Genomic DNA, 5,338 nt, shown 5'->3' with positions numbered 1-5,338 from the left:
ACGGATGCCGGCGAGCTTCTGCCCCGCGTTGCCGCCCAGGCCGATTACTTCGAGTGCCGCTTCTGCCCCTGGGCCAAACGGTGCTGGGCGCTGCCTGCATGACGGCATGGGGCGACTTCAACGATGCCGCGCCGCTGCCGGAGGATAGCGCGAGCGAAATTCCCGCCGGTGGGCAGATCGCCGTCGATCGGCTTCCCAGCGATGGGCATTCGACGCTGCCTGCTTGCGGCCACGTCGCGCCGGACATCGAGCAGATCGCCGCCTTCCTCGACGTGGTGTTTGGCTATTGCGACGGGCTGATCCCCGTCCGCGGCTTCGTCGACCAGGGCCAGGGCCTCGACACCAAGCCGCACAACATCTGGGTCCCGGCCGACCGGCACGCCGCCGTATCCCTCGGCGCCTATGCCACCTGGGCCGCGCGCGAAGGCAGCGCCGTCTATGTCATCCCCGGCACTGTCACCGAGCAGGGCCAGGCCCGCGCCGAGCATGTGCTGCAGATGCAGACCGTGGTCGTCGACCTCGACGCCGGCGACATCGCCGCCAAACTCGGCCACCTCGTCCACCATCTCGGCGCACCCACCCTGCTGGTCGAGAGCGGCGGCCGCACCGCCGAGGGCGCCGCCAAGCTGCACGCCTGGTGGCGGCTGTCTGAGCCGGCCGAGGGCGAGGATCTGTCGCGCCTCTGCGCACTGCGCGGCGAGATCGCGGAGAAGGTCGGTGGCGACCTGCACTTCCGATCTGCCCACCAACCCATCCGCGTGCCCGGCACCGTCCACCAGAAGCATGGCGTCCAGCGGCGCGTAACGATCCGGGAGCACCGCCCCAGGGTCGAGGTGGAGCTCCCCGACTTCGCCGCGGCGGTCGCGGCCATGCCCACCATGCCGGGCCTCGCGGCGCCCAGCGCCGCCGCGGGCGCCAATCGGCCAGGGCTCGATGCCGTCCTCACCACGCCAGTGCGCGAGGGCAGCCAGGACGCCTGGACCCGCTTCCAGGGTGCCAGCGCCGCCATCGGCCACTTCGTCCGGATGGTGCACGAGGGCCGCATGACCGGCGACGACGGCTGGGAGGCAATCTGCCAGTACAACGCCGCCTGCCTTCGCCCGGAATGGCCTCTGGACCGCCTCAAGGTCGAGGCCGATGCGATCTGGGCCCTACATGTCGAGCGCAACGGGCCGCCCCTGCTCCGTGCCGCGGCGCCGCCCGGCGCAATCGCCGCGCACAGCCTGGGTGCGCTGCTGGACGACACCTCGCCGATGCCCGACGACCTGATCGGGCCGCGCCTGCTGACCCCGGGCGGATTGCTGGTGCTCGGCGGCGCGCCGAAGGTCGGCAAATCCGACTTCTTGATCAGCCTGCTGGTGCACGCCGCGGCCGGCGCGCCGTTCCTGAGCTTCACGGCACCGCGCCCGCTGCGGGTGTTCTATCTCCAGGCCGAGATCCAGTACCACTACCTGCGCGAGCGCCTGCAGCAGCTCCGGCTCGACCCTGCCGTTGTGGCCCGCGCCCGCGACACCCTCGTCGTCACCCCGAAGCTGCGCATGCTGCTCGACGAGCAGGGCGTTCCCCTCGTCACTGCCGCCATCCGCGCCGCATTCCCCGACGCGCCGCCCGACATCATCTGCATCGACCCCATCCGCAACCTCTTCGATGGCGGGCCCGCAGGCGAAGGGGAGAACGACAACGGCGCGATGATGTTCTTCCTGCAGGGCCGGGTGGAAGCTCTGCGCGACCAGGTCGCCCCCGAGGCGGGCATCATCCTCGCCCACCACACGAAGAAGCTCAGCAAGCAGCAGGTGAAGGACGATCCCTTCCTGTCGCTCTCCGGCGCCAGCGCACTGCGCGGCTACTACACTTCGGGCGCCATCCTGTTCCGCCCAGACGAGGAGCAGACCGAGCGCGAGCTGCATGTCGAGCTCCGCAACGGCCCCGGCCTCGAGCCGATGCTGGTCGACAAAGTCGCAGGCCGCTGGGTGGAATTCGATCGCCGCGGCGAGCGCCTGGTCAGGCAGGACATCGGACGCAAACTCGATGCCGAACGGCTGCGCAAGCAGGATGTGATCCTCGGCATCCTGCTCGATGAGGCAGCTGAAGGCCGGCTGTATTCCACCATGCAACTGGCCGAGAAATTCGAGAACAAGGTCGGGCTCGGCAGCAAGCACACGATCCGCGAGCGGTTGAGCGTGCTCGCCACGAAGGGCTTCGTGAAGTTCCGCCGTGACGGCACCGAATTCGGCCTTGGCGTCGTTCGGTCGCGGTTCGGGTACCTCTGCGTGGAGGGCATGACCTTCGGCCCCGAGGTCGAAACCGTGGATCCGCAGACCGGTGAGGTGACCACCAGCGCCCGCCGCGTCCTGCCCAGCCACTTCAAATGCCCCCAATCCGGCAACTGCCTGGACGTCGAAAATCCCGAGGTGTGGGTCTACCCGGAAGGCGTCTTGGACGACCTCACTCCTGAGGAGTTAGGCCTAACTCCTCACTCCTCCCCGAAAACAACGTCATGAAATCAACGGCTTGGGAGGACAGAGGAGTTAGGTCCCTAACTCCTCCCGCTTCGCACCTAACTCCTCTTTTTCCATTCCAGATCAATGGGTTGTACCCGGTGGAGGAGTTAGGTGTTGCTCCCACCCCCTACGGGGGTGTGCGTGCGCGCCTCATCGGCGCGCGCACACCACAGCTCGGGCGATCGGGTTTGGCACGTGGACCGCCCCCGCTGGGGCCACCCCACCCGATGCCGGGCAGCGACGGCGAGCTCCGCCAAGAACCGCGCCGTCGCCGCCCTCACCAGGATCATCCCCTCTCGGAGACCACCATGGCACCCGCGACTCTCACCATGCCCGCCGCCCATGCAAGCGGCCCGCCCATCGCCCTCCCGCCCGCGATCAGCCTGGCGCACCACGCGGTCCTCGCCCTCGATCTCGGCACCACCACCGGATGGGCGCTGCGGTCGCGTGATGGCGGCATCACCTCCGGCACCATGACGTTCCGCCCCAGCCGCTTCGAAGGCGGCGGGATGCGCTTCCTGCGCTTCCGCGGATGGCTGGCCGAGGTCGCCGCCCTGTCCGGCGGCGTGGCGCGGATCGTGTTCGAGGAAGTCCGCGCCCATGCCGGCACCGATGCGGCGCACATCTACGGCGGCTTCCTCGGCATGCTCACCGCTTGGTGCGAGGAGCACGACGTCCCGTACGAGGGCGTTCCGGTCGGCACGATCAAGCGCTTCGCTACCGGCAACGGCAACGCCGACAAAGCGAAGATGGTCGCCGCCATCCAGGCTCGCGGCTTCGCGCCGGCCGATGACAACGAGGCGGATGCCATTGCCCTTCTGCTCTGGGCCACCGACCCCACGGGAGGCCGCGTATGAGCATGCACGGCGCACCACTGCCGCCCCGGTCCTGCCTCGACCGCGGCACGCGCAGCCCGACCAACGATAGCGAGGTGAACGCCATGCGCGCCGCTGCCTGGCATCGGCACGGCGTGGCGGCGCTGCCTGTCGCCGACATCACGGACGACTGGCTCCGTCAGGCCATCACCAACGAAGCCAATCGGCGCTGGGGGCGTCGCAACGGGGAGAACCACGATGGCCGGTAAGCGCAAGCCAAAGGTGGCGAAGGCGAAGCAGGACGACCTGGCGAAGCCCTCGAAGTGGCGGCTGCAGCATGGCTCCTTCTCGGAACCGATCCGCGCTGCCGATCCCGAAACCGGCACGCCCGTGCAGCATCGCCGCGCCGTTGACACCCTGGGCATGATGCTCGCCAGTGGCAGCATCACACCGCAGATGCACGAAGCGGGTGAGATCTTTCGCGGACTGTTCCGAGCCGCCTGCTTCGACAGCATGTCGACGTCGCAGCTCCTGCGCATCCCTGGCTCGCGCGTCGATACGCTCTCCACCATGCAGATCGAGGCTCGGCGCCGTGTTGCGGCGGCGCTGGACCTGCTCGGTGGGCATGAAAGCCCCTGCGGCTCCTGCGCATGGTTCGTCGTCGGCCTGGAGTTCTCGGTGCGCGAATGGTCGATGCGCCAGGGCTGGGCGGGACGGACGGTGCATGGCCCTGTCGGCCAGGGCATCCTGGTCGGCACGCTCGGCACGCTGGCCATGCACTTCGGCCTCACGCCGCGGGCGAAGGCAGCGTGATGCAGCGTGGCCGGGGCGGTCTGCATCGTCCCGGTCACGCTGTTACAATTGACCCCATGGCGGCACCGAAATCGATAAGGGTAGAGTCAGGACACGTAGAGAAGGTGCGAGAGCGCCGCGGCTGAGCAGCCACGCTGCGGCTCAATCGAGACAGTGGCTCTCGAGCCGCAGGGTCCTTCCTGGCCCCGCTGTATGCGGGGGGCGGAAGCGCGCAACATCGCTAGCGCCAGGCCGGAAATATGGGTTGCGGTTTGCAGCCTTCCTCCGCCGCCTCAAACGGTTAGCTGCAAACCGACGCCGCGCCGCGGCCCTGCAAACCTCCTGCAAACCGGATGGTCCCATGACGCTCCCCTGGATGGCGGCAAAGATCCTGCTGCGTCCGGTGGCGGAGCTGCGCCCGCATGCCGGCAACGCCCGCGTGCACAGCGCCGAGCAGCTGGAGCAGATCAAGACCAGCATGCTGGCCTTCGGCTTTACTAACCCGCTGCTGGTGGATGAGGACGGTGTGCTGATCGCCGGACACGGGCGGCTGGAAGCTGCGTCGGCGCTCGGCATGGCGAAGGTGCCGGTGATCGTGCTGCGGCACCTGTCCGCGGCGCAGAAGGAGGCGCTGCGGCTCGCCGACAACCGCATCGCAGAGAACGCGACCTGGGACCAGGCACTGCTGCGTGATGCGCTCGCCGCGGTGCAGGCGGCGCAGGACATCGACCTTGGCGCGCTCGGCTTCTCGGCGGATGAGCTCGCGGACATCCTCGCGGCGGCTGGAGATGCCGTGTCCGACGGCGACGCGCCCGAGGCTCTGTCCGCGGATCCCGCCGAGGGGGGCGGTGCGGCAGGCGCGGCGGATGCGGAGGAGCCGGCGGAGGATCCCGCCGATGCCGATCCTGAGCCGCCGCGCCAGGCCGTCACCCGCCCCGGCGATCTCTGGCTGCTGGGCGAGCATCGCCTTCTCTGCGGCGACAGCACCGATGCTGCCTCGGTCGCTCGCGTTATGGGCGAGGACCGCGCGGCGCTGCTCTTCACCTCCCCGCCCTACGGGAACCAGCGCGACTACACGACCGGCGGCGTCACGGATTGGGACGCGCTGATGCAGGGCGTGTTTCAGCATCTCGACGCTGCCATGCGACCGGACGGCCAGGTGCTGGTGAACCTCGGGCTGATCCATCGCGACAATGAATGGCAGCCCTATTGGGCCGGCTGGCTCGACTG

General features: G+C 69.1%; 4 protein-coding genes and 1 pseudogene. All 5 read left to right on the top strand.

From position 1 onward, the window contains the following. The first annotated feature begins 98 nt into the window (after positions 1-98). Positions 99-2,501: an AAA family ATPase gene (locus tag J3S20_RS29645; protein WP_216840532.1), complete on the top strand. Its 2,403-nt coding sequence runs from the start codon at positions 99-101 to the stop codon at positions 2,499-2,501. Between the two features lie 329 nt (positions 2,502-2,830). Then, entirely contained in the window at positions 2,831-3,358 is a 528-nt protein-coding gene (locus J3S20_RS29640; RefSeq protein ID WP_246603453.1) for a crossover junction endodeoxyribonuclease RuvC, read from the top strand. Beyond that, positions 3,355-3,585 (top strand): hypothetical protein, encoded by a 231-nt coding sequence (locus J3S20_RS29635; RefSeq protein ID WP_216840531.1) that lies wholly within the window; start codon positions 3,355-3,357, stop codon positions 3,583-3,585. Before J3S20_RS29640 ends, J3S20_RS29635 begins: the two co-directional genes overlap by 4 nt. After that, a complete protein-coding gene (locus tag J3S20_RS29630) occupies positions 3,575-4,129 on the top strand; it encodes a hypothetical protein (RefSeq protein WP_216840530.1) in 555 nt (184 codons plus the stop codon). Before J3S20_RS29635 ends, J3S20_RS29630 begins: the two co-directional genes overlap by 11 nt. Before the next feature lie 340 nt (positions 4,130-4,469). After that, positions 4,470-5,338 (top strand): annotated as a pseudogene (locus J3S20_RS29625) (ParB N-terminal domain-containing protein); the annotation flags it as partial.

This window comes from Falsiroseomonas tokyonensis (assembly GCF_019024325.1).
GTDB classification, from domain to species: Bacteria; Pseudomonadota; Alphaproteobacteria; order Acetobacterales; family Acetobacteraceae; genus Falsiroseomonas; species Falsiroseomonas tokyonensis.
Note: the sequence above shows the minus strand (reverse complement) of the source record. Positions and strands in the feature narration are given on the sequence as shown.